Raw genomic sequence first — 23,275 nt, 5'->3', positions numbered from 1 at the left:
CATTATGAGCATTTTTAAAAGTGAGTAAAAGATCGGAAGCACCCGAAAAAATAATTGAATTGTCGTTGACAATAAAAGACCAGGATGGTAATATGTTCTGGGTGCTTCCGATTATACTTGTTACTTTGGAGGATACGCCGATGTCTTATGAAAAAGTGACTCGATTACAATCAGAGTTAATAATCGGGACAAAACAGACACTTAAGGCTATCAAACACGGTGCTGTAAGCGAAGTGTTTGTTGCTGATGATGCTGACCGGCAAATTACACAAAAGGTGGAAAACCTGGCACAGGAGTCAGGCGTTCCTTATCACCGGGTTGATTCAAAAAGAAAACTTGGAGCCGCCTGTGGAATTGATGTTGGAGCAGCAGTTGTTGCTGTAAAACAATAAAGGTTTTGGCGATTTGTTCGCGAAGGCTTTGTTTTTTTACAAAAAAATGAACCACCTGGATATGTGGTCTTAGGATGACATCAAAATAGGTGGTTTCTGTGTACTGAAACATCTTAGTTAGAAAGGAGGAAAATTTAAAATGCCAACAATTAATCAATTGGTACGCAAGGGTCGTGTCAATAAACCTAAAAAATATGACTCACCCGCATTGAACAAAGGTTATAATAGTTTCAAGAAGAAATTCACGAATGAAAATGCACCGCAAAAACGTGGTGTTTGCACACGTGTTGGTACATTGACACCAAAGAAACCAAACTCTGCACTGCGTAAATATGCACGTGTCCGTCTGTCCAACAACATGGAAGTGACAGCATATATCCCTGGTATTGGACACAACCTCCAGGAACACAGTGTTGTACTGCTTCGCGGCGGTCGTGTGAAAGACTTGCCGGGTGTTCGTTACCACATTGTGCGTGGCGCTCTTGACACGGCAGGTGTTGAAGGCCGTGCACAAGGCCGTTCAAAATATGGCACTAAGAAGCAAAAGGCTAAAAAGAAATAAATTAATACAGTAAATTCAAGGAAAGGAGGGGAATATATGCCACGTAAAGGACCAGTACCTAAACGAGATGTACTGCCGGATCCGCTTTACAGTTCAAAATTGGTTACGCGTTTGATTAACCAAATTATGGTTCACGGTAAACGGGGCAAGGCACAAAAAATTCTCTATAATGCGTTTGAACTTGTTTCACAACGAAGCGGTCAGGATGCAATGGAGGTTTTTGAACAAGCAATGAAAAATGTTATGCCTGTACTGGAGGTTCGTGCACGCCGTGTTGGTGGTTCCAACTACCAGGTTCCAATGGAGGTGCGCCCGGAACGCCGTCAGGCATTAGGTTTACGTTATATCGTTAACTACTCACGTCTCCGCGGAGAGAAAACGATGGAGGAGCGTCTTGCCAACGAAATTCTTGATGCTTCGAATAATACCGGAGCGTCTGTCAAAAGACGTGAGGAATTACACAAGATGGCTGAGGCAAACAAAGCATTTGCCCACTATCGCTGGTAATTATGATGAGTGTTCAAAAGGAGGATAAAAAGGACCGAGAAGTTCGAGGTGGAGAAACAAGCCAATGAAGAAATTCGACATGTCATTTTTACCGGACTTTTTGAACAATCTCTATAATCAAATACAAGCTTTCAAGAGAAAGGAGAAGAATACATGGCTAGAGAGTTCTCCTTGGAAAAGACGCGTAACATTGGTATTATGGCTCACATTGATGCAGGCAAAACCACTACTACCGAGCGTATTCTTTTCTATACAGGACGTATTCACAAAATTGGTGAAACCCATGAAGGTGCATCTCAGATGGACTGGATGGAGCAGGAACAAGATCGTGGTATAACGATTACTTCCGCTGCGACCACTGCCCAATGGAAGAATCACCGTATAAACATTATTGATACACCGGGACACGTGGATTTCACAGTTGAAGTTGAACGTTCATTGCGTGTACTTGACGGTGCGGTAACCGTACTCGACGCTCAGTCAGGGGTTGAACCTCAGACAGAAACTGTATGGCGTCAGGCGACAACATACGGTGTCCCGCGAATTGTCTTCGTAAACAAAATGGATAAAGTTGGTGCAGACTTCCTTTATTCATCAAACACGCTGAAAGAACGCCTGGGTGCTAACGCCCATGCTGTTCAGCTCCCAATCGGAGCGGAAGACAATTTTGAAGGAATCATTGATTTGGTCACAATGCAGGCCTTTTATTATGAAGATGAATTGGGAACACGTGCTGATGCACGCGAGATTCCTGATGAGTATAAGGAAAAAGCTGAAGAATTGCGCAGTGAATTAGTTGAAGCTGTTGCGGAAGTTGACGAAGATCTTATGATGCAATATCTCGAAGGAGAAGAAATCTCCAACGAAGATCTTAAAAAAGCTATTCGTACAGCTACATTGAATGTTGAATTCTATCCGGTTTACTGTGGTTCAGCGTTTAAAAACAAAGGTGTTCAATTAGTATTGGACGGCGTTATCGACTATCTTCCGGCACCAACGGATGTACCTCCTATCGAAGGCTTCGATCCATCTACGGAAGAGCAAACAACGCGTCCGTCTGATGATAATGCATCATTCTCAGCACTGGCATTTAAAGTTATGACAGACCCGTATGTAGGTAAGCTGACATTTTTCCGGGTATATTCCGGCACACTGGATGCAGGCTCATATGTTAAAAACTCCGCCAAGGATAAACGGGAACGTGTGGGACGTATCCTACAAATGCACGCCAATTCCCGCGAGGAAGTTAAGACGGTCTATTCCGGTGAAATTGCGGCAGGTGTAGGTCTGAAAGATACGTCGACAGGGGAAACCCTATGTGATGAAAAGGATCTTGTCGTTCTTGAATCTATGGAGTTCCCTGACCCGGTAATCTCTGTTGCTATTGAGCCTAAGACGAAAGCCGATCAAGATAAGATGGGAATTGCATTAGGCAAACTGGCAGAAGAAGACCCTACATTCAAAACGGAAACAGATGAGGAAACCGGACAGACCATCATCTCCGGTATGGGTGAATTGCATCTGGACGTTATCGTTAACCGTTTGAAGGCTGAATTCAAAGTTGAAGCTCAAGTTGGTGCACCACAAGTTGCCTACCGCGAAACTTTCCGCGGATCCGCTGAAGTTGAAGGAAAATTCATTCGTCAATCAGGTGGTCGCGGGCAGTATGGACATGTTTGGGTCAAATTTGAACCAAATGAAGAAGGCGCAGGCTACGAATTTCAAAATAAAATCACTGGTGGTGTTGTGCCGCGTGAATACATCCCATCAGTCGACACAGGTATTCAGGAATCTTTGGAAAGTGGCGTGTTAGCCGGGTACCCAATGATTGATGTGAAAGCAACACTGTTTGATGGAAGTTATCATGATGTTGACTCGAACGAAATGGCATTTAAGATTGCCGGTTCAATGTCACTCAGGGAAGCGAAAGCTAAATGCAGCCCGGTTCTGCTTGAGCCAATGATGAGAGTGGATATTATTATTCCAGAAGAATACATGGGTGATATCATGGGTGATGTTACCTCACGCCGCGGTCGTGTAGAAGGTATGGAACCACGCGGACCGGCACAACTTGTCAAGGCGTTTGTGCCGCTGGCCGAAATGTTCGGTTATGCAACAGTATTGCGTTCTAATACACAAGGACGCGGAACATTCACCATGCATTTTGATCATTACGAAGAAGTTCCTAAGAGCATCTCGGAAGAAATTATTAAGAAAAATGCCGGTGAATAATTGATTTTTTCATTAATCTGACGTATAACTTTTATTGAAGGCTATGAATAAGCATTAAGGCTTCATTCTGGCCTATCAATAAAATTTAAAAATACTTTTATTTATTTAAAGGAGGAACTATACATGTCTAAAGAAAAATTTGACCGTTCGAAAGATCACGTGAATATTGGGACAATCGGGCACGTTGACCATGGTAAAACTACATTGACTGCAGCTATTTCAACGACATTGCATAAACAATCCGGTGAAGGTACTGCAATGGCCTATGACCAAATTGACGCTGCGCCGGAAGAAAAAGAACGCGGGGTTACAATCAATACTTCCCACGTGGAGTATGAAACAGATGCCCGTCACTATGCTCATATTGACGCCCCGGGACATGCTGACTATGTTAAAAACATGATCACTGGTGCAGCTCAAATGGACGGTGCTATTCTGGTTGTATCAGCAGCTGATGGCCCAATGCCGCAAACTCGTGAACACATCTTGCTTTCCAAAAACGTAGGCGTTCCGGCAATCGTTGTATTCATGAACAAAGTTGATATGGTAGACGATGAAGAGCTTCTTGAATTGGTAGAAATGGAAGTTCGCGATCTATTAACTGAATATGACTTCCCGGGAGACGATATTCCGGTTATTAAAGGTTCTGCTTTGAAAGCACTTGAAGGCGAAGAAGAATACGAAGGAAAAATCTATGAACTCATGGCAGCAGTTGATGAGTATATTCCAACGCCGGAGCGTGATCATGACAAGCCATTCATGATGCCTGTTGAGGACGTATTCTCAATCACTGGACGCGGTACTGTTGCAACTGGCCGTGTTGAACGCGGAACAGTTAAAGTTGGTGACGACGTTGAAGTCGTTGGTCTTGCTGAAGACTCAAGAAAAACAACAGTTACTGGTGTGGAAATGTTCCGTAAGCTTCTTGACTATGCTGAAGCAGGTGACAACATTGGTGCACTTCTTCGCGGTGTTTCCCGTGAAGACATCAACCGTGGTCAGGTTTTGGCTAAGCCAGGCTCAATCACACCACACACGAACTTTAAAGCGGAAGTTTATGTTCTGTCTAAAGACGAAGGTGGCCGTCATACACCATTCTTCGCTAACTACCGTCCGCAGTTCTATTTCCGTACAACTGACGTGACTGGAGTCATCACACTTCCGGAAGGCGTTGAAATGGTAATGCCTGGTGACAACATCGAAATGGAAGTTGAATTGATTTCATCCATCGCCGTTGAAGAAGGTACTCGTTTCTCCATCCGTGAAGGCGGACGTACTGTTGGATCCGGTGTTGTAACAACAATTCAAAAATAAACTTAGCTTGACATAAAAACAGGCAGCGTGACGACGCTGCCTGTTTTTTGCTTGCAATTAGAATGAATCGACTTCTAGACAGGGATTAAGAATTAAGGACACTCTATTCTAAAAGACTGTTGTTGTGGACGTAAAATCCATAAACTGTGAAACAGTGGCAGCGTTGATTTCCGCTGCGGACAGTCGCGCACCTTAAGGCAACGCTTCAGCTTCCTCGGAAGCAAACCGTTTCCTGCTCAGGTCTCAGCCGCCCGTTTTCCCGCAGGAGTCGGCTGCCCTCCGCTCCAATCAATGCTATGTTAGCGAAGGAAATACATGAAGGCTGCAACGGGAACAAAGGTATCGGTGAGACCCCACGGTCATTCATGTGGCATAAGAACATCGCTACACCACAGAGAATGAAAATAAGCTCAGTATAGCCATACTTGTTATTAATCCAGTCAATCTATATCAATGAATTGTGGCTCTCCCCACTTTTTAGCAAATTGGGAATGGTCTACTTTAGTATTGCTTTTTTTCGGAATTCAAGAAGTTTATTTTCATGGTAGGAGCATCCGTTTATTTCCTACGCTTGGATTCGTCATTGTAATTTCATTCTATTTGATTGCTTAAACTCGTTGTTAAACCATCTACACCAGCAGCTGGAATATGCGAGACTCCTGTGGGACAGCGATCCTAAGAGACCCAGCAGTGAGCAAACTTTGCTCACGAGGAGGCTCGTGGTGAGCCCACGGAAAGCGAGTATATTACAGCTGCGTCGCCAGAAAGCTTTTCCAAATAATATAACAAGATTTTGTTTGGCAGTTTACATCAACTACGAAATACACTGGCTGAAAATTTGTTGTAAAAAGTCTTCTACAGCCCTTGCAATCGTGGTTGGAAGCTAGTATAATTCAATGATGTGCAATCAGATAATCGTTGCAATCTATGGTTGCATTGACCATCTATTCCTTATATAATAAGAACGTTGGTCCAAAAAGCAAGGAAGTGAAAGGTTGTTGATACACCCGGCCCCTTTGCCATGGCGGAGTATCAAGAAATTTTCATGGAGCAACGCTATTACAAAATAGGCGTAAAGGAGGGAAAGTAATGGCAAAAGAGAAGATTAGAATTCGGTTAAAAGCATATGACCATCGCATTTTAGATCAGTCCGCAGAGAAAATTGTGGATACAGCCAAACGTTCCGGTGCCGGTGTTTCCGGTCCAATACCATTGCCGACAGAGAAGTCTGTATACACGGTATTGCGTGCGGTTCACAAGTACAAAGATGCCCGTGAACAGTTTGAGATGCGTACTCATAAACGTTTAATCGATATCGTCAGCCCAACACCGCAAACAGTCGACTCATTGATGCGTCTTGACTTGCCATCCGGTGTTGATATTGAAATCAAGTTATAAATTAATGAAAATAATAGGAGGTGTAACGGATGACGAAAGGAATCTTAGGCCGCAAAATCGGCATGACACAGCTCTTTTCAGAAGAGGGTGAACTAACACCGGTAACTGTCATTCAAGCTGAGCCAAACGTTGTTTTACAAAAAAGAACGATGGAAAATGATGGCTATGAAGCACTACAACTCGGTTTTGCAGACAAAAAAGAATCACGTTCAAACAAAGCGGAAAAAGGTCATGCTGAAAAAGCAAACACAACCCCTAAGCGCTGCGTTCGTGAAATCCGTCACGCAAACCCTGATGAATATGAAGTTGGTCAGGAAATAGGCGTAGATGCTTTTGAAGCAGGGGACATAATTGATGTGACAGGCACGACCAAAGGAAAAGGTTTCCAGGGTGCTATCAAACGCCATGGACAGGGACGCGGTCCGGAAACACACGGTTCCCATTTCCATAGAGGGACTGGCGGATTGGGTGACATTAACTCAATGCGTGTTTTCAAAGGTATGACAATGCCCGGTCAAATGGGCGGCAGACAAGTCACCATTCAAAACCTTGAAGTTGTAAAGGTAGATGCTGAGAAAAACCTATTACTGATCAAAGGGAATATACCCGGCGCAAAAAAATCATTCGTAAAAGTATCGAGTGCAGTAAAGGCTAACTAATCATTTAAACGAAAGGAGGAGAAGTCATGCCTAAAGTAGCACTATTAAAACAAGACGGAACCCAGGCCGGAGACGTAGAGTTGAACGATGCCGTATTTGGTATTGAACCTAACACACATGTGTTGAACGAAGCAGCTCTTCAACAGCGTTCATCATTGCGCCAAGGCACACATGCTGTGAAGAACCGTTCAGAAAGAAAAGGCGGAGGACGCAAACCATGGCGCCAGAAAGGCACAGGCCGTGCTCGTCAAGGTTCCATCCGTTCACCACAATGGGTAGGCGGTGGCGTTGTATTCGGCCCAACACCACGGAGCTACAGTTATAAATTGCCGAAAAAAGTTCGCCGTTTAGCACTTAAATCAGCTTTGTCTTCTAAAGTGAAGGAAGACAACGTGGTTGTGCTGGAAGATATCGCAATCGAAGCGCCAAAGACAAAAGAAGTCGTCCAAATGCTTAACGCATTGAACGTTGATACAAAAGTGCTGATTGTGACAGCTGATAGAGATGAGAATGTTATCCGTTCAGCAAACAACCTTCCAAACGCACATGTGCTGACAGTGAATGAAGTAAATGTCTTAGATTTGCTGACGCATGACAAACTTATCATCACAAAAGGCGCAGCTGAGAAAGCAGGGGAGGTGTTTGCACGATGAAAGAACCACGCGATATTTTAAGGCGCCCTGTCATAACGGAAGATTCTGCTGATTTGATGGCGGAAAAGAAATATACGTTTGAAGTAAGCCCTAAAGCGAACAAAACAGAAATCAAAGATGCTGTTGAACTCGTTTTCGATGTTAAGGTGGAACGTGTCAACACCATGAATATTAAAGGTAAATTTAAACGAATGGGCCGTTACGGCGGATACCGTTCAGACCGTAAAAAGGCAATTGTGCAGCTTTCAGAAGACAGCAAAGAACTGGATTTCTTTGAAGGCTAACCAACAAGCATAAAAAGGAGGGAAAACGATGGCGATTAAACGATACAAACCAACCTCAAATGGTAAACGTAATATGTCGGGATCTAACTTCGCGGAGATTACAACAGATAATCCCGAAAAATCTCTGTTAAGCCCGCTGTATAAACGCGGCGGACGCAATAATCAGGGAAAAATGACAATGCGCCATCAAGGTGGCGGCCATAAGCGCCAATACCGTCTGATTGACTTTAAGCGCGATAAAGATGGAATACCAGGCCGCGTTGCTACGATTGAATATGATCCGAACCGTACTGCTAATATTGCACTTGTTTATTATGCAGATGGGGAAAAACGCTACATCCTGGCTCCAAAAGGACTAAAAAGCGACCAAAAGATTGAGTCCGGAGAAAATGCCGACATCAAAGTGGGCAATGCCAAGAAATTAAAAGATATTCCAGTGGGCACGGTCATCCATAATGTGGAATTAAAACCAGGTCATGGCGGTCAATTAGTACGTTCTGCAGGTGCTGATGCTCAGGTGCTTGGACGTGAAGGCAAATACACGCTGGTGCGTCTGACATCCGAAGAAGTGCGTAAAGTTCTATCCGAATGCCGTGCTACAATCGGTCAGGTAGGCAACCTTGAGAATGAACTCATCCAGGTCGGAAAAGCAGGCCGGTCACGCTGGCAGGGTAAACGTCCGAGTGTTCGCGGTACTGTTATGAACGCTTTCGATCACCCGCATGGCGGTGGTGAAGGTAAATCATTCATCGGTCTTGAAGCACCTGTATCACCTTGGGGTAAACCGACAATCGGTTACAAAACCCGTAAGCGCAATAAAGCAACAAATAAATATATTGTTCGTGGACGCAAACGCAAGAAAAAATAAACGTCTAGTCTGACGGGAAACAAAACCGTCGTTTATCGTGAAAGGAGGTTTTTCCATGGGTCGCAGTTTGAAAAAAGGACCTTTTGCAGATGACCATCTCATGAAAAAAGTTGAAAGCTTGAATGAATCCGATAAAAAGCAAGTCATTAAAACCTGGTCACGCCGTTCAACCATTTTCCCTAATTTTGTCGGACATACGATTGCTGTTTATGACGGACGGAAACACGTTCCCGTTTATGTAACAGAAGATATGGTCGGTCATAAATTAGGTGAATTCGCCCCGAGCCGTACGTTCAAAGGGCACTCGGGTGATGACAGGAAAACAAAACGCTAGTGAGAGGAGGCACTCTACATGCAAGCAAAAGCCGTTGCTAAATCTGTTCGAATTGCTCCTCGTAAAGTTCGGTTAGTTGTAGATTTGATCCGAGGAAAAGAAATTGGAGAAGCAATCGCAGTTCTGCGTCATACACAACGTGGCGCTTCACCGGTTGTCGAAAAAGTTTTGAATTCAGCTGTAGCAAACGCTGAACACAACTATGAAATGGAGCCGGATAACCTGGTTATTTCTGAAGCCTTCGTTGATGAAGGTGTGACATTGAAACGTTTCCGTCCAAGAGCACAAGGACGCGCAAGTCAAATCAATAAACGTACCAGCCACGTAACAATCGTGGTATCAGAAAAGAAGGAGGGGTAGTCAGTGGGTCAAAAAGTAAATCCTAACGGTCTTCGCGTCGGCGTTATTCGTGATTGGGAATCCAAGTGGTATGCCGGTAGTGACTATGCAGATTTATTGCATGAAGATATCAAAATCAGAGAGTACTTGGAAAACCGTCTGCAGACAGCCGCTGTTTCAAAAGTAGATATTGAACGTGCAGCTAACCGTGTTAACATTACAATCCATACCGGTAAACCGGGAATGGTAATCGGTAAAGGCGGATCCGAAGTAGAAGCTCTCAGAAAATCGTTGAATAGCCTGACTGGCAAACGTGTTCACATCAACATTGTGGAAATCAAGAAAGTAGACTTGGATGCCACATTAGTTGCTGAAAACATTGCCCGTCAACTGGAAAATCGTATTTCATTCCGTCGTGCTCAGAAACAATCAATTCAACGTACGATGCGCGGAGGAGCGAAAGGTATTAAAACACAAGTTTCCGGACGTCTTGGCGGTGCCGACATTGCCCGTGCGGAACATTACAGTGAAGGAACCGTTCCATTGCACACGCTTCGTGCCGATATCGATTTCGGCCAGGCAGAAGCAGACACAACTTACGGTAAGTTAGGTGTTAAAGTGTGGATCTATCGTGGAGAAGTCCTTCCAACAAAAAACGACAACTAAGGAAGGGGGACATGCATTATGTTAATGCCTAAACGTGTTAAATTTCGTAAACAACACCGCGGCCGTATGAAAGGCCAAGCGAAAGGTGGAACATCCGTCGCCTTTGGTGAGTATGGATTGCAGGCCGTTGAAGCAACTTGGATCACAAGCCGCCAAATCGAGGCAGCCCGTATCGCCATGACGCGTTACATGAAGCGTGGCGGAAAAGTTTGGATTAAAATCTTTCCTGATAAACCATATACTGCAAAACCCCTTGAAGTCCGTATGGGTTCCGGTAAAGGTGCTCCTGAAGGCTGGGTAGCAGTAGTGAAACCAGGGAAAATCTTGTTTGAAATCGCAGGTGTAGAGGAAGAAGTTGCACGCGAAGCACTGCGTCTGGCTTCTCATAAACTGCCGATTAAAACCAAATTCGTAAAACGTGAAGAAATTGGTGGTGAATCAAATGAAAGCTAATGAAATTAGAGAATTAACCACTGCCGAAATTGAACAAAAAGTTAAATCATTAAAAGAAGAATTATTTAATCTGCGCTTTCAGTTAGCTACCGGTCAATTGGAAAATACTGCACGCATCGGTGAAGTTAAAAAAACGATTGCCCGCATGAAGACAATCTCACGTCAGCGTGAGCTAAGCGTAAACAATTAACCTGAGAGGAGGTTAGTCTCAAAATGAGTGAACGTAATAATCGTAAGGTATATACAGGCCGTGTCGTATCAGATAAAATGAATAAAACCATCTCAGTTGTTACGGAGACATACAAGTTTCATAATCTGTATGGCAAGCGTGTTAAATATTCAAAGAAATTCAAGGTGCATGATGAGAACAATGAAGCTAAAACCGGTGACGTTGTTAAAATTATGGAAACCCGTCCGCTGTCAGCAACTAAACGATTTCGCCTGGTTGAAGTCATTGAAGAAGCGGTCGTCATTTAATAAAGTTCGCTCCGAAGATATCCGAAGGGAGGTCACAAGCGTATGATTCAACAAGAAACCAGTTTAAAAGTTGCAGATAACTCTGGTGCCCGTGAAGTTAAGACCATTAAAGTCTTGGGCGGTTCAGGACGCAAAACAGCCAATATTGGTGATGTCGTTGTTTGCACGGTGAAACATGCAACACCAGGAGGCGTTGTCAAAAAAGGCGAAATTGTGAGAGCCGTAATTGTCCGCTCGAAGTCCGGTGTGCGCCGTAATGATGGCTCCTACATCAGTTTTGATGAAAATGCTGCCGTAATTGTCCGTGACGATAAAGGTCCTCAAGGCACTCGTATTTTTGGGCCGGTCGCGCGTGAATTGCGTGATGCTAAATTCATGAAAATCGTGTCTCTGGCACCGGAAGTATTATAAGTGAGAGTTTAAAAAAGTCCTGTCAAGGAGGTGCGCGTCAGACATGCATGTAAAAAAAGGTGACAAAGTCAAAGTAATCTCCGGTAAAGACCGTGGTAAAGAAGGAACAATCTTAGAAGCATATCCAAAAAAAGACCGTGTTTTGGTTGAAGGCAGTAATATGATCAAGAAACATGCGAAGCCTTCACAGGATAATCCGCAAGGCGGAATCCTTAATCAGGAAGCAGCCATTCATGTTTCGAATGTCATGTTAATCGATCCGAAATCCGGTGAACCAACTCGTGTCGGATATGAAGATCGTGACGGCAAAAAGATACGTATTGCCAAAAAATCCGGAGAAGCAATCGATAAATAGTCCGCAGATGAAAGGAGGCTCTCGTGATGAGTGAATTAAAACAAAAATATCAAGATGAAGTCTTGCCATCTTTGATGAATAAATTTGAATATGATTCTGTAATGCAAGCGCCAAATATTGAAAAGATCGTTATTAATATGGGCGTCGGTGATGCAGTTCAAAACTCTAAAGCGCTGGATAATGCTGTCGAAGAACTTGCACTGATTTCCGGACAAAAACCAATCGTGACCCGTGCCAAAAGATCAATTGCCGGATTCCGTCTGCGTGAGGGGATGCCGATTGGAACTAAAGTGACACTCAGAGGCGCTCGGATGTATGAGTTCCTGCAAAAACTGATTGCTGTATCACTTCCACGTGTTCGTGACTTTCGCGGTATTTCCAAAAAAGCATTTGATGGCCGCGGCAACTACACATTAGGCATTAAAGAACAGCTTATTTTCCCGGAAATCAACTACGATAAAGTGAGCAAGGTTCGTGGGATGGATGTTGTTATCGTGACAACTTCCAACACTGATGAAGAAGCGCGTGAACTGCTGACTCAGCTTGGCATGCCTTTCCAGAAATAATCCAAGGAGGGAAAATTGTGGCTAAAAAATCAATGATTGCGAAACAAAAGAAACCGCAAAAGTTTAAAGTGCGTGAATATACACGGTGCGAACGTTGTGGCCGTCCACATTCTGTGATCCGCAAATTTAAACTATGCCGTATTTGTTTCCGTGAGCTGGCCTATAAAGGTCAAATTCCTGGCGTTAAAAAAGCAAGCTGGTAAACCCCGATTCGGGAAGGAGGTAATGTAGTAATGGTTATGACAGATCCAATAGCAGATATGCTAACTCGCATTCGTAATGCCAACATGGTTCGGCATGAGAAATTAGAGCTTCCGGCTTCCAACTTAAAGAAAGAAATCGCTGATATCCTTAAACGTGAAGGATTTGTACGTGATTATGAATTCGTTGAAGATGACAAACAGGGTATCCTGCGTATATTCCTGAAGTACGGGGCTAAAGAAGAGCGTGTTATTACTGGCATCAAACGTATCAGCAAGCCCGGACTCCGTGTTTACGCAAAAGCGGATGAAGTGCCCCGTGTACTGAATGGTTTAGGTATTGCAGTTGTATCAACATCACATGGTGTACTTTCCGACAAAGAAGCACGCACGCAGGCTGTGGGCGGAGAAGTACTGGCATATGTCTGGTAATATACAGTTTTAAGACAGGAGGTGTATGAAATGTCCCGTATCGGACTGAAGTCGTTGGAAATCCCTGAAGGTGTAGAAGTTCAGCTTGATGGCAATACCGTTACTGTAAAAGGTCCCAAAGGTGAACTGACACGCCAATTTCATTCGGATATGAAAATCGTGATAGAAGATAATGTACTGACTGTTGAACGCCCGAGTGAGCATAAAGAACACCGTGCATTGCATGGTACAACACGCAGCATGGTTGCCAACATGGTCGAGGGTGTCCACAAAGGATTCGAGAAATCACTTGAAATCAACGGTGTTGGGTATCGTGCCCAAAAACAGGGTGAAAAAGTAGTTATCAACGCAGGTTATTCACACCCCGTTGAGATTGAACCAACTGAAGGCATTGAAATCGACGTTCCACAAAACACGAAATTAATCGTTAAAGGCATTGATAAAGAATTAGTCGGCGGAGTCGCTGCCAACATCCGAGCAGTCAGGCCACCTGAACCTTATAAAGGAAAAGGTATTCGTTATGAAGGTGAAACAGTACGCCAAAAAGAAGGTAAAACTGCTAAATAAGGTTAGTTAGGTAGCAGAAAGGAGTGACCTGGATGATCGCAAAACCTGACAAAAACGTTGTACGCAAGAAAAGACATGCACGCGTCCGCAAGAGTGTCTTCGGGACAGAGGAACGCCCGCGTCTTAACGTGTACCGTTCAAATAAACACATTTATGCACAATTAATCGATGATGTTGCCGGCAGCACTGTTGCAAGTGCTTCGAGCAATGATAATGAACTGAATCTGGAAGCAACAGGCAATGTTGAAGCAGCCAAACAAGTAGGTGAAATGGTTGCAAAACGTGCCGGTGATAAAGGGTACAAAATTGTTGTATTTGATCGTGGAGGCTACCTTTATCACGGACGTGTTAAAGCATTGGCAGATGCTGCTCGCGAGAACGGCCTTGTATTTTAATCGTCAAATAAAGGAGGGACATGAATGGTAACAAGTATTGATCCAAACAAATTAGATATTGAAGAACGCGTTGTTGCGATTAATCGCGTTGCAAAGGTAGTAAAAGGTGGACGGAACTTCCGTTTTGCTGCATTGGTTGTGGTAGGCGATAAGAATGGTCATGTTGGTTTTGGAACCGGAAAAGCCAAAGAAGTACCGGAAGCCATTAAAAAAGCAGTTGACGATGCGAAGAAAAACCTGATTGAAGTACCGATTGTCGGAACAACAATCCCGCATCAAATCCATGGACAATATGGTTCAGGGAATATACTCATGAAACCAGCTACAGAAGGTACGGGAGTTATCTCAGGCGGACCTGTGCGCGCTATCCTTGAACTTGCTGGAGTGGGTGACATTCTGACTAAATCATTAGGGTCCAACACACCAATCAACATGATTCGTGCAACATTGAACGGTTTAGCAAATCTCAAAACGGCAGAAAACGTAGCTAAACTACGCGGCAAATCTGTAGAAGAACTGTTAGGATAAGGAGGGAATAACTATGTCTAAACAATTAGAAATCACCCTCACGCGCAGTGTAATCGGCCAATCAGAAGGACAGCGCCAGACTGTCCAATCACTAGGTTTGAAAAAAATCCGCCAATCAGTGGTACGTGAAGATACACCAGCCACTCGCGGAATGTTAGACAAAGTATCACATCTCGTAACGGTTAAAGAAGTGTAATAATCTCAAGGCAGAAGAGGAGGTGCACACCATGAAACTTCATGAACTAAAGTCAGCAGAAGGAAGTCGTAAAAAGCGCAATCGCGTTGGCCGCGGAATGTCATCCGGAGGCGGCAAAACATCCGGAAGAGGACATAAAGGGCAAAAGGCACGTGAAGGCGGCAATACCCGTCCAGGTTTTGAAGGCGGACAAATGCCTTTGTTCCAGCGTTTGCCCAAGCGCGGTTTTACCAATGTTCATCGCAAGGAACTTGCTATTGTAAACTTGGATGCTTTAAATCGTTTTGACGATGGTTCTGAAATCACACCTGAGCTTTTATTGGAAGAAGGTGTCGTCAACAAAGCAAAACACGGCATTAAAGTGCTGGGAAATGGCAGCGTTGAAAAGAAATTCACTGTAAAAGCTCATAAGTTCTCTGCTTCAGCAAAAGAAGCAATCGAGGCAGCGGGCGGTAAAACAGAGGTGATCTAATGTTCCGTACAATCTCCAATTTAGTGCGAGTTAAAGATATCAGACGGAAGATCGTCTTCACTTTATTAATGCTGATTGTTTTCCGTCTTGGTACTTTTATTCCAGTGCCATATACAAATAGAGAAGCTATTGACTTTATGAACCAGCAAAATGTTTTCGGCTTTTTAAATACTTTTGGCGGCGGGGCACTGCAAAACTTCTCCATTTTCGCGATGGGGATTATGCCTTACATTACGGCAGCCATCATTATGCAGCTTCTGCAGATGGATGTTGTGCCTAAGTTCACTGAATGGAAGAAGCAAGGCGAAATGGGTCGTAAAAAAATAGCACAGATCACCCGTTATGGAACGGTTGCACTTGCGTTTGTCCAGGCGATTGCCATGTCAATCGGTTTTAATGCAATGGCTGGCGGCATGCTGATCAGTGAACCGAACGTTTGGAAGTTCCTGATGATTGCTATCATCCTTACAAGCGGTACGACATTTTTGATGTGGGTTGGGGAACAGATTACTGCTAATGGTGTCGGGAACGGAATCTCCATTCTGATTTTTGCCGGTATAGTGGCGGCAGTTCCGAACGGCGTCAATCAATTATACAGTCAGTACTTCGTCGATGCCGGTGACGAGCTGTTCATTAACATTGTTATCGTGACATTGATAGCATTGGTAGTAGTGGCAGTTACCGTTGGTGTTATCTTTATCCAGCAGGCACTGCGCAAAATACCAATTCAATACGCTAAAAAACTTGTCAATCGGTCACCTGTGGGCGGCCATTCGACACATTTACCGTTAAAAGTGAATGCTGCAGGGGTTATCCCGGTAATCTTTGCGATTGCATTTATCATTGCACCCCGGACAGTTGCCGGACTTTTTGAAGGTAATGAAATAGCAGCGACGATTGAAAACATTTTTGATTATACCCAGCCAATTGGAATGATCATCTATGTAGGACTGATTATTGCCTTCACGTATTTCTACACATTTGTTCAAGTCAATCCTGAACAAATGGCGGAAAATCTGCAAAAACAAGGCGGATATATTCCAGGCATACGACCTGGCAAAAATACAGAGACCTATCTTACACGTGTTATGTACCGACTGACATTTGTAGGGGCACTCTTCCTTGCTGCGGTTTCTGTGCTGCCTATTATTTTAGGCGGTCTTGCAAATCTGCCTCAAGCAGTACAAATCGGCGGCACGAGCTTACTTATCGTTGTAGGTGTTGCCCTGCAGACGATGAAACAACTGGAAAGCCAGCTCGTAAAACGGCATTATACAGGTTTTATCAAGTAACCGAAGCTGCCAATGAGAGCGAGGGGAAAATTGTTGAATTTAATATTGATGGGTTTGCCTGGTGCCGGTAAAGGTACACAGGCAGAGAAAATAAATGAAACATATCACATCCCTCATATTTCAACAGGAGATATGTTCCGTTTAGCGATTAAGGAAGGAACCGAACTCGGCAAGAAGGCTAAAGAATTCATGGATCAGGGTGAACTTGTTCCAGATGATGTTACAATAGGAATCGTAAAAGAACGGTTGAGCAAAGATGACTGTAAAAATGGATTCTTATTGGATGGATTTCCGCGAACGATTGCACAGGCTGAGGCCTTACAATCATTGCTGGATGAACTGGGCACATCAATTGATTATTGTTTGCGTGTGGATGTACCTGAGGAGAATTTAGTGGAACGTTTGACGGGCCGCAGAATCTGCCCGACATGTGGTACAACTTATCATGTTAACTATAACCCTCCGCAACAGGAAGGGATATGTGATCATGATGGTTCCAAATTGATCCAGCGTGAAGATGACCAGGCTGAGACAGTGAAGAACCGTCTGGAAGTCAATATGAAGCAAGCAAAGCCATTGCTTGATTTCTACGATGAGAAAGGTTATCTTGTCACCATCAATGGTGATCAGGAAATAGACCAAGTATTTAAAGATATTCAATCAGCAATCGAAAAGTAATTCTTTCCGGCTGCATTGAATTGGGTGCAATTAGGCACACTTAACGGTATAATGAATGCCGCGGGCAATCTATAACAACCTGTGCACTATCCGGTATAAGAATGAGATCAACTGATGATAAGGAGTTTTTATCATCGGAATGATTTGTTATAAAATCAAAAGCCTAAGTGAAGGTGATCGTTGTTGAACGAAGCTGATTCGATTCCGCGAATAGGTCAAGTTGTTCGTATTTTGCAAGGACGTGAAGCAGGACAATACGCCATTGTGCTGAAACTTATCGATGATCGGTATGCCCTGCTTGCAGATGGGGAAAAACGTAAATATGATCGGCCTAAGAAAAAGAACTTGTATCATATTGAAGCGATGGAATTTATATCTCCGGAAGTCCAAAACAGCCTTCTAGAAACTGGTCGTGTCACAAATGGCAAACTGCGATTTGCCTTAACCAAATTCATGAATGAAATTGTGACTGATTTGAAGAAGGGAGATCAACACGATGGCTAAAGACGATGTAATTGAAGTGGAAGGCACCGTAACTGAGACACTGCCGAATGCGATGTTTAATGTGGAACTGGAAAACGGCCATACAGTACTGGCCCATGTTTCCGGCAAAATCCGCATGCATTTCATCCGCATTTTGCCAGGTGATAAAGTGACGGTAGAACTTTCACCTTATGATTTAAGCAAAGGACGAATTACGTACCGTTATAAATAACTTTTTCGAGCTCCGATGTAAAAGGAGGTAAGATGATGAAAGTCAGAGCATCTGTAAAACCAATTTGTGAAAAATGCAAAATCATTAAACGTAAAGGTAAATTAATGGTGATTTGTGATAATCCAAAACACAAGCAAAAACAAGGCTAATCAATAAGGAGGTGCTGGAAAACTATGGCACGTATTGCAGGTATCGACATTCCACGTGATAAACGTGTAGTTATTTCACTAACTTATATTCATGGTGTCGGAAAAAGCACTGCCCAAAACATCCTGAGTGACGCAGGCGTCTCGGAAAACACGCGAGTGCGCGATCTCACTGAAGATGAATTGAGCAGCATCCGTAAAGCAATCGGTGAATATTCTGTTGAAGGTGATCTTCGCCGTGAAACATCCCTCAACATTAAACGCCTGATAGAAATCGGATCATACAGAGGTGTTAGACACCGCCGGGGAATGCCATTGCGTGGTCAAAAGACGAAAAACAACTCACGTACACGCAAAGGTCCTCGTCGTACAATGGCAAACAAGAAAAAGTAAAGGAGGGTAACCATCAATGGCACGGAAACAACAACCAACACGCAAACGCCGCGTGAAAAAGAATATTGATACGGGTGTGGCACATATCCGTTCAACATTTAATAATACGATTGTAACCATTACAGATGTTAAAGGGAATTCAATCGGATGGAGCTCTGCAGGTGCGCTTGGCTTTAAAGGCTCCCGTAAATCAACACCATTCGCTGCACAAATGGCTGCTGAGACAGCTGCAAAGAATGCGGTTGATAACGGGATGAAACAACTTGATGTAACGGTTAAAGGCCCCGGAGCCGGCCGTGAAGCAGCAATTCGTTCATTACAGGCAGCCGGACTGGAAATTACAGCAATTCATGATGTAACACCTGTTCCGCATAATGGCTGCCGCCCGCCAAAACGTCGTCGTGTGTAAAGATAACCGTTTAGAATTTGTCACTCTGTCTATAATGGGTTATGATAGCTAAAAATGCGCGTTCTGAAAAAAAGAGCGAAACACGCTCTTTGAACAGCAGAAAAGGGTATAGGTTCCTTTGGGTCAAACCTAAAGATAAGAAGACAGAGACAAAGGTGTATCAAGAATGTTCCAGTGCAGAAACGCCAACTGCCTATTTGGGGAATTTCGGTTAGACTTTGTTGGCCGTCTAACCGGGATTTCGACGTTTTTAAGGAGGGTTTTACAGAATGATCGAAATTGAAAAACCGGGAATAGAAACAGTAGAGATCACCGATGATGCGACATATGGAAAGTTCGTCGTCGAACCGCTTGAACGTGGATATGGTACTACTCTGGGCAACTCCTTGCGTCGTATCCTGCTATCCTCACTTCCGGGTGCTGCTGTTACATCGGTTCAAATTGATGGTGTGCAACATGAGTTTTCAACGATCACAGGGGTTGTTGAAGATGTAACTTCCATTATTTTGAACCTTAAAAAGCTTGCACTGAAAATTTACTCTGATGATGTTAAAACATTGGAGATTGATGTGCAGGGAGAAGGAAAAGTTACGGCTGCAGATTTGACCTATGATAGTGATGTGGAAGTATTGAATCCGGATTTGCCTATTGCGACGATCAACGGTAATGGGAATCTGCATATGAAGATTACAGCAGAGCGCGGTCGCGGATATCGACCAGCTGAAGCAAATAAACGTGATGAACAGCCAATTGGTGTCATTCCGGTTGATTCGATTTTTACACCTGTCACACGTGTCACGTATCAAGTAGAGAATACGCGAGTGGGGCAAGTGTCCAACTATGATAAGCTGACAATGGATGTCTGGACAGATGGAAGCATCCGTCCGGAAGAATCTGTCTCGTTAGGTGCAAAGGTGTTTAACGAACATCTTAACATCTTTATAGGATTGACGGATGAAGCCCAGAAAGCAGAAATTATGGTTGAGAAAGAAGAAGACCAGAAAGAAAAAGTTATGGAAATGACCATTGAAGAACTTGATCTTTCTGTAAGGTCCTATAACTGTCTGAAACGCGCCGGAATAAATACAGTACAAGAGCTTTCCAATAAGTCGGAAGAAGACATGATGAAAGTGCGTAACCTCGGCCGCAAATCGCTTGAAGAAGTGAAAGAAAAGCTCGGGGATTTAGGCTTAGGGTTGCGTGATGACGACTAATACAGCTGATTGTAATTTTACAACAGGAAAGGGAGGGATAGTCCATGGCCAGAAAATTAGGACGGAAAACAGACCATCGTATGGCAATGCTTCGTAACCTTACTTCTGATTTAATTATCCACGAACGCCTTGAAATAACAGAAGCTAAGGCCAAAGATTTGAAGTCAACGACAGAAAAAATGATCACACTTGGCAAACGTGGTGATCTTCATGCACGTCGCCAGGCAGCATCTTTCCTATATGATCAAGATGCCAGTGAAGACGAAAAGGTAATTCAAAAATTATTCGATGATATCGCTGGACGCTATGAAGAAAGACAAGGCGGCTACACACGCGTTCTCAAACTTGGAGAGCGTCAAGGTGATGGCGCAAAAATGGCAATCATCGAACTCGTTTAATCAATGCGATGCGATAAGGGCAGGGCTGAATCTCTTCTACGAGGTGAATCCAAGCCCTTTTTTTGCATCAACTGTTTTTTAAAAGTTGATGTTTGTGATACGGAACTGCGGATATCTGTTCTGATTGAGTTTGCGTATATTGTCTGCGCTCACAATTGCTCACCACAGTTTTATCTGTTGAACGAGTAACGTTGTTAACACACTCACATTGGGAGTTCTCTGGAAAAAATAGATAGAGGCAGAAGATTTTAGCGGAGTCGCAATAGAGGGGGAGCGGAGATGCGGGAAAAGTTAGTTGAGTTTAAAAATGTATCATTCAGATATGGAGAAGAGCAGTCCTGGGTTTTAAAAAACTGCTCATTTGAAATCTATGAAAATGAAGCGGCAGCGATTATCGGACATAACGGATCAGGCAAATCTACAATCGCCAAACTAATGAACGGTTTGCTTTTTCCGCAAGAAGGCGAAATTATTGTCAACGGGCGGCACTTGACGCAAGAATCAATATGGGAGATCCGCAAAGACGTGGGAATGGTTTTTCAAAATCCCGATAACCAATTTGTCGGGACTACCGTTCAGGACGATATTGCCTTTGGTATGGAAAATCGCGGGATAGCAAGAGATGAAATGGTAAAACGGATTGATGACATATTAAAGGCTGTCAGAATGGAATCATACCGGTTGACTGAACCGCACAAACTTTCAGGCGGCCAGAAACAACGCGTGGCGATTGCAAGTGTGCTGGCAATTTTCCCGCAGGTTCTTATTCTCGATGAGGCCACTGTCATGCTCGACCCCCGCGGCCGGCGAGATATCATGAAAACTGTGACAAATGTGAAGGAAGAGCGTAATCTTTCCCTTATTACAATCACGCATGATCTCAAAGAAGTCGTACAGGCTGAACGTGTGATTGTGATGAACGATGGCGAAATCCGGGAGGAAGCAGTTCCGAGGGATATTTTTGCCAAAAAGGCAGAACTTCACGAAATCGGACTGGATATCCCGTTTATTGCAACACTGTCTGATGAACTGCAAAAGGCAGGCGTACCGATTACAAATGAAGCGTTAAGTCATGAGGAGCTGCTGGAGGAACTATGGACATCACATTCAACAACGTAAGTTATATTTATCAAGCTAAAACCCCCTTTGAACATAAAGCAATTGCAGATTTATCGCTATTTATTCCATCAGGTTCTTTTACGGCAGTCATCGGTCATACAGGGTCAGGCAAATCAACGCTCATCCAGCATCTGAATGGTTTGATACGTCCGACGGAAGGTGAAGTCACAATCGGTGATTACCATCTGAAGCCGAATCAAAAACCGAATGAGCTGAAAAGCTTGCGCAGCCGTGTCGGTGTGGTTTTCCAGTATCCGGAACATCAATTGTTTGAGGAAACCGTCAGAAAGGATATCGCATTTGGTCCTGAAAATTTTGGTGCCCAAGAAGAGGAAATAAATGAACGTATTGAACACCTGACACCTGTCGTCGGTTTGTCAGAAGAGTTGCTCGAGCGCTCTCCTTTTGAGTTGAGTGGCGGACAGATGCGGCGGGTGGCAATAGCAGGCGTTCTCGCAACTAATCCGGAAGTACTTGTATTGGATGAACCGACGGCAGGTCTTGACCCCCGCGGTCAGCGTGAAATGATGGATATGTTTTATGATCTGCATAATCAAGAAGGGCTGACGACCATACTTGTCACACACAGCATGGAGGATGCTGTTAAATATGCTGATAATGTCATCATTTTAAATAATGGCACGAAGTACATGGAAGGCAAACCGGAGAATGTTCTGACACAGCGGGAGGCGCTGCAAAAGGTTCAGCTTGATGTACCTGAGATGGTTCAGTTTATTAACGAGTTTTCGGAAAAGTTTGGGTACCATATTCCGTACAGGCGGCAGTCTTCAGCCGAACTGGCGAATGAAATCCGGCAAATCCTAAAGGGAGGCCGGAGTAATGAATAACATGTTGATTATTGGTCAGTACGTCCCGGGTGATTCACTTGTTCATCGGCTCGATCCGCGGACCAAAATGACGGTCATTTTTTTCTTTGTATTTGTTGTGTTTTTGGCAAACACCGTATTAAGCTATAGCGCACTGACCGCTTTTGCACTGTTGAGCATGTTCACAACCCGAATTCCGATCCGTTTTATTTTAAAAGGGCTGACACCGGTATGGTTTCTAATCGGATTTACGTTTATATTGCATTTGATTGTTACGAATCAAGGAACCGTCCTATTGGATATTTTTGGATTCAACATTTATTCAGGAGGCATCATACAAGGTTTTGCCATATCGATGCGGTTCTTCCTGCTTATTCTCGTGACATCATTGCTGACGCTGACAACAACACCGATTGAAATCACTGACGGCATTGAGGACATGCTGCATCCGCTGAAAAAAGTAAAGTTCCCGGTTCATGAATTGGCATTGATGATGTCGATTTCACTTCGATTTATCCCGACACTTATGCAGGAAACCGAAAAAATTTCAAGAGCGCAAGCCTCCCGCGGCGTTGATTTCCGCACCGGACCGTTAAAAGAACGCATGAAAGCTGTCGTCCCATTGCTTGTCCCGCTATTTGTCAGTGCCTTTAAACGGGCCGAGGAATTAGCCATGGCTATGGAAGCACGCGGTTATCAGGGCGGCGAAGGGCGGACAAAACTGCGTGAACTGAGGCTTGAAAAAAAGGATTTTCTCATCTTTCTCTTATTCATCCTGATAACCGCCGTACTATTTTTTACGAGAAGCTATTAGAAAGGGCTGG

38 protein-coding genes are annotated in these 23,275 nt (G+C 43.9%); all 38 read left to right on the top strand.

Going from position 1 to position 23,275, the window contains the following annotated elements:
• Positions 1 to 20: 20 nt before the first annotated feature.
• The 38 genes from AOX59_RS12890 to AOX59_RS12705 all read left to right on the top strand — a co-directional run bounded on the left by AOX59_RS12890 (position 21) and on the right by AOX59_RS12705 (position 23,265).
• Entirely contained in the window at positions 21 to 392 is a 372-nt protein-coding gene (locus AOX59_RS12890; protein WP_335338742.1) for a 50S ribosomal protein L7ae-like protein, read from the top strand.
• Between the two features lie 139 nt (positions 393 to 531).
• A complete protein-coding gene (gene rpsL / locus AOX59_RS12885) occupies positions 532 to 954 on the top strand; it encodes a 30S ribosomal protein S12 (protein WP_068446130.1) in 423 nt (140 codons plus the stop codon).
• Between the two features lie 36 nt (positions 955 to 990).
• Positions 991 to 1,461 carry a 30S ribosomal protein S7 gene (gene rpsG, locus AOX59_RS12880; RefSeq protein ID WP_068446127.1) on the top strand — a complete coding sequence of 157 codons (471 nt, stop codon included), beginning with the start codon at positions 991 to 993 and terminating at the stop codon, positions 1,459 to 1,461.
• A 153-nt stretch (positions 1,462 to 1,614) separates the two neighbouring features.
• Positions 1,615 to 3,693, top strand: coding sequence for an elongation factor G (gene fusA / locus AOX59_RS12875; RefSeq protein ID WP_068446125.1), 2,079 nt, complete (start codon positions 1,615 to 1,617; stop codon positions 3,691 to 3,693).
• 123 nt (positions 3,694 to 3,816) lie between these two features.
• A complete protein-coding gene (tuf, locus tag AOX59_RS12870) occupies positions 3,817 to 5,007 on the top strand; it encodes an elongation factor Tu (RefSeq protein WP_068446123.1) in 1,191 nt (396 codons plus the stop codon).
• Positions 5,008 to 6,096: 1,089 nt separating this feature from the next.
• The gene (rpsJ, locus tag AOX59_RS12865; protein ID WP_068446121.1) at positions 6,097 to 6,405 is read left to right on the top strand and encodes a 30S ribosomal protein S10; all 309 of its coding nucleotides are present in this window, start codon (positions 6,097 to 6,099) and stop codon (positions 6,403 to 6,405) included.
• A 29-nt stretch (positions 6,406 to 6,434) separates the two neighbouring features.
• A complete protein-coding gene (rplC, locus tag AOX59_RS12860) occupies positions 6,435 to 7,064 on the top strand; it encodes a 50S ribosomal protein L3 (RefSeq protein WP_068446119.1) in 630 nt (209 codons plus the stop codon).
• Between the two features lie 26 nt (positions 7,065 to 7,090).
• Positions 7,091 to 7,717 carry a 50S ribosomal protein L4 gene (gene rplD, locus AOX59_RS12855; RefSeq protein WP_068446116.1) on the top strand — a complete coding sequence of 209 codons (627 nt, stop codon included), beginning with the start codon at positions 7,091 to 7,093 and terminating at the stop codon, positions 7,715 to 7,717.
• Positions 7,714 to 8,001 carry a 50S ribosomal protein L23 gene (rplW, locus tag AOX59_RS12850; protein ID WP_068446114.1) on the top strand — a complete coding sequence of 96 codons (288 nt, stop codon included), beginning with the start codon at positions 7,714 to 7,716 and terminating at the stop codon, positions 7,999 to 8,001. Before rplD ends, rplW begins: the two co-directional genes overlap by 4 nt.
• Positions 8,002 to 8,029: 28 nt before the next feature.
• Positions 8,030 to 8,869, top strand: coding sequence for a 50S ribosomal protein L2 (rplB, locus tag AOX59_RS12845; protein ID WP_068446113.1), 840 nt, complete (start codon positions 8,030 to 8,032; stop codon positions 8,867 to 8,869).
• A 55-nt stretch (positions 8,870 to 8,924) separates the two neighbouring features.
• Positions 8,925 to 9,203: a 30S ribosomal protein S19 gene (gene rpsS / locus AOX59_RS12840; protein WP_068446111.1), complete on the top strand. Its 279-nt coding sequence runs from the start codon at positions 8,925 to 8,927 to the stop codon at positions 9,201 to 9,203.
• 18 nt (positions 9,204 to 9,221) lie between these two features.
• Positions 9,222 to 9,563, top strand: coding sequence for a 50S ribosomal protein L22 (gene rplV / locus AOX59_RS12835; protein ID WP_068446109.1), 342 nt, complete (start codon positions 9,222 to 9,224; stop codon positions 9,561 to 9,563).
• A gap of 3 nt (positions 9,564 to 9,566) precedes the next feature.
• Positions 9,567 to 10,208, top strand: a complete 642-nt coding sequence (rpsC, locus tag AOX59_RS12830; RefSeq protein ID WP_068446107.1) for a 30S ribosomal protein S3 — start codon at positions 9,567 to 9,569, stop codon at positions 10,206 to 10,208.
• Positions 10,209 to 10,226: 18 nt separating this feature from the next.
• Positions 10,227 to 10,661, top strand: a complete 435-nt coding sequence (gene rplP / locus AOX59_RS12825; protein WP_068446104.1) for a 50S ribosomal protein L16 — start codon at positions 10,227 to 10,229, stop codon at positions 10,659 to 10,661.
• Positions 10,651 to 10,851: a 50S ribosomal protein L29 gene (rpmC, locus tag AOX59_RS12820; protein WP_068446102.1), complete on the top strand. Its 201-nt coding sequence runs from the start codon at positions 10,651 to 10,653 to the stop codon at positions 10,849 to 10,851. The genes rplP and rpmC overlap by 11 nt, the downstream gene beginning before the upstream one ends.
• A 23-nt stretch (positions 10,852 to 10,874) precedes the next feature.
• Positions 10,875 to 11,138: a 30S ribosomal protein S17 gene (rpsQ, locus tag AOX59_RS12815; protein ID WP_068446101.1), complete on the top strand. Its 264-nt coding sequence runs from the start codon at positions 10,875 to 10,877 to the stop codon at positions 11,136 to 11,138.
• Positions 11,139 to 11,180: 42 nt separating this feature from the next.
• Positions 11,181 to 11,549 (top strand): 50S ribosomal protein L14, encoded by a 369-nt coding sequence (gene rplN / locus AOX59_RS12810; RefSeq protein WP_068446099.1) that lies wholly within the window; start codon positions 11,181 to 11,183, stop codon positions 11,547 to 11,549.
• A gap of 43 nt (positions 11,550 to 11,592) precedes the next feature.
• Entirely contained in the window at positions 11,593 to 11,904 is a 312-nt protein-coding gene (gene rplX / locus AOX59_RS12805) for a 50S ribosomal protein L24 (RefSeq protein ID WP_068446097.1), read from the top strand.
• Positions 11,905 to 11,930: 26 nt separating this feature from the next.
• Positions 11,931 to 12,470, top strand: coding sequence for a 50S ribosomal protein L5 (rplE, locus tag AOX59_RS12800; RefSeq protein WP_068446095.1), 540 nt, complete (start codon positions 11,931 to 11,933; stop codon positions 12,468 to 12,470).
• A gap of 17 nt (positions 12,471 to 12,487) precedes the next feature.
• On the top strand, positions 12,488 to 12,673 hold the full coding sequence (locus AOX59_RS12795; RefSeq protein ID WP_068446093.1) for a type Z 30S ribosomal protein S14: 186 nt from the start codon (positions 12,488 to 12,490) through the stop codon (positions 12,671 to 12,673).
• A 30-nt stretch (positions 12,674 to 12,703) separates the two neighbouring features.
• Complete coding sequence (rpsH, locus tag AOX59_RS12790; RefSeq protein ID WP_068446090.1) at positions 12,704 to 13,102, top strand: 30S ribosomal protein S8; 399 nt, start codon at positions 12,704 to 12,706, stop codon at positions 13,100 to 13,102.
• A 30-nt stretch (positions 13,103 to 13,132) separates the two neighbouring features.
• Positions 13,133 to 13,669 carry a 50S ribosomal protein L6 gene (rplF, locus tag AOX59_RS12785; protein ID WP_068446088.1) on the top strand — a complete coding sequence of 179 codons (537 nt, stop codon included), beginning with the start codon at positions 13,133 to 13,135 and terminating at the stop codon, positions 13,667 to 13,669.
• Positions 13,670 to 13,701: 32 nt separating this feature from the next.
• Positions 13,702 to 14,064, top strand: coding sequence for a 50S ribosomal protein L18 (gene rplR, locus AOX59_RS12780; RefSeq protein WP_068446087.1), 363 nt, complete (start codon positions 13,702 to 13,704; stop codon positions 14,062 to 14,064).
• 24 nt (positions 14,065 to 14,088) lie between these two features.
• The gene (gene rpsE, locus AOX59_RS12775) at positions 14,089 to 14,592 is read left to right on the top strand and encodes a 30S ribosomal protein S5 (protein ID WP_068446085.1); all 504 of its coding nucleotides are present in this window, start codon (positions 14,089 to 14,091) and stop codon (positions 14,590 to 14,592) included.
• A gap of 13 nt (positions 14,593 to 14,605) precedes the next feature.
• The gene (rpmD, locus tag AOX59_RS12770; protein WP_068446082.1) at positions 14,606 to 14,788 is read left to right on the top strand and encodes a 50S ribosomal protein L30; all 183 of its coding nucleotides are present in this window, start codon (positions 14,606 to 14,608) and stop codon (positions 14,786 to 14,788) included.
• A 31-nt stretch (positions 14,789 to 14,819) separates the two neighbouring features.
• Positions 14,820 to 15,260, top strand: a complete 441-nt coding sequence (gene rplO, locus AOX59_RS12765; protein ID WP_068446081.1) for a 50S ribosomal protein L15 — start codon at positions 14,820 to 14,822, stop codon at positions 15,258 to 15,260.
• The gene (gene secY / locus AOX59_RS12760; RefSeq protein ID WP_068446079.1) at positions 15,260 to 16,552 is read left to right on the top strand and encodes a preprotein translocase subunit SecY; all 1,293 of its coding nucleotides are present in this window, start codon (positions 15,260 to 15,262) and stop codon (positions 16,550 to 16,552) included. The genes rplO and secY overlap by 1 nt, the downstream gene beginning before the upstream one ends.
• Positions 16,553 to 16,585: 33 nt before the next feature.
• Positions 16,586 to 17,230 carry an adenylate kinase gene (locus AOX59_RS12755; protein WP_068446077.1) on the top strand — a complete coding sequence of 215 codons (645 nt, stop codon included), beginning with the start codon at positions 16,586 to 16,588 and terminating at the stop codon, positions 17,228 to 17,230.
• 183 nt (positions 17,231 to 17,413) lie between these two features.
• Positions 17,414 to 17,734: a KOW domain-containing RNA-binding protein gene (locus AOX59_RS12750; protein ID WP_068446076.1), complete on the top strand. Its 321-nt coding sequence runs from the start codon at positions 17,414 to 17,416 to the stop codon at positions 17,732 to 17,734.
• The gene (gene infA, locus AOX59_RS12745; RefSeq protein WP_068446075.1) at positions 17,727 to 17,945 is read left to right on the top strand and encodes a translation initiation factor IF-1; all 219 of its coding nucleotides are present in this window, start codon (positions 17,727 to 17,729) and stop codon (positions 17,943 to 17,945) included. Before AOX59_RS12750 ends, infA begins: the two co-directional genes overlap by 8 nt.
• Before the next feature lie 35 nt (positions 17,946 to 17,980).
• Entirely contained in the window at positions 17,981 to 18,094 is a 114-nt protein-coding gene (rpmJ, locus tag AOX59_RS12740; protein WP_068446074.1) for a 50S ribosomal protein L36, read from the top strand.
• A gap of 24 nt (positions 18,095 to 18,118) precedes the next feature.
• Positions 18,119 to 18,484, top strand: a complete 366-nt coding sequence (gene rpsM, locus AOX59_RS12735; protein ID WP_068446073.1) for a 30S ribosomal protein S13 — start codon at positions 18,119 to 18,121, stop codon at positions 18,482 to 18,484.
• A 16-nt stretch (positions 18,485 to 18,500) separates the two neighbouring features.
• Positions 18,501 to 18,893, top strand: coding sequence for a 30S ribosomal protein S11 (gene rpsK / locus AOX59_RS12730; protein WP_068446072.1), 393 nt, complete (start codon positions 18,501 to 18,503; stop codon positions 18,891 to 18,893).
• A 269-nt stretch (positions 18,894 to 19,162) separates the two neighbouring features.
• Complete coding sequence (locus tag AOX59_RS12725; protein ID WP_068446071.1) at positions 19,163 to 20,107, top strand: DNA-directed RNA polymerase subunit alpha; 945 nt, start codon at positions 19,163 to 19,165, stop codon at positions 20,105 to 20,107.
• A gap of 44 nt (positions 20,108 to 20,151) precedes the next feature.
• Entirely contained in the window at positions 20,152 to 20,505 is a 354-nt protein-coding gene (rplQ, locus tag AOX59_RS12720; protein WP_068446070.1) for a 50S ribosomal protein L17, read from the top strand.
• A gap of 279 nt (positions 20,506 to 20,784) precedes the next feature.
• Positions 20,785 to 21,624, top strand: a complete 840-nt coding sequence (locus AOX59_RS12715; protein WP_068446067.1) for an energy-coupling factor ABC transporter ATP-binding protein — start codon at positions 20,785 to 20,787, stop codon at positions 21,622 to 21,624.
• Positions 21,600 to 22,472, top strand: coding sequence for an energy-coupling factor ABC transporter ATP-binding protein (locus AOX59_RS12710; RefSeq protein WP_068446065.1), 873 nt, complete (start codon positions 21,600 to 21,602; stop codon positions 22,470 to 22,472). Before AOX59_RS12715 ends, AOX59_RS12710 begins: the two co-directional genes overlap by 25 nt.
• Entirely contained in the window at positions 22,465 to 23,265 is an 801-nt protein-coding gene (locus AOX59_RS12705) for an energy-coupling factor transporter transmembrane component T family protein (RefSeq protein WP_068446064.1), read from the top strand. Before AOX59_RS12710 ends, AOX59_RS12705 begins: the two co-directional genes overlap by 8 nt.
• The last annotated feature ends 10 nt before the right edge of the window (positions 23,266 to 23,275 follow it).

It is taken from the genome of Lentibacillus amyloliquefaciens, assembly GCF_001307805.1.
Lineage (GTDB): Bacteria > Bacillota > Bacilli > Bacillales > Amphibacillaceae > Lentibacillus > Lentibacillus amyloliquefaciens.
Note: the sequence above shows the minus strand (reverse complement) of the source record. Positions and strands in the feature narration are given on the sequence as shown.